Raw genomic sequence first — 230 nt, forward strand, 5'->3', positions numbered from 1 at the left:
GCCGGTAGATACCATCTCGGGCCATGTACCCAGTAGAGTCATCGGACTTCCTCCTTTGCCACCCCGCGCGCGTTGGCAAGGCTCGGATCCTCAGGACGGTGTTCCTTCACCCAATCAATCTGGGACTGGGTGGCACCACTGACCGCACCGCGGTAGTTATCGCCATCGTTCAGCCCCTCGACCATCGGGTGAGGCGGAGCGAGCATTCCATCGGAAAGAGGAACAAGCAG

Annotated in this window: 1 pseudogene; it reads right to left on the reverse strand. The window is 60.4% G+C overall.

From position 1 onward, the window contains the following. Positions 1 to 38: 38 nt before the first annotated feature. Positions 39 to 230 (reverse strand): annotated as a pseudogene (locus QP442_RS08600) (NADH-quinone oxidoreductase subunit NuoI); the annotation flags it as partial.

This window comes from Pauljensenia sp. UMB1177 (assembly GCF_030217965.1).
Lineage (GTDB): Bacteria > Actinomycetota > Actinomycetes > Actinomycetales > Actinomycetaceae > Pauljensenia > Pauljensenia turicensis_A.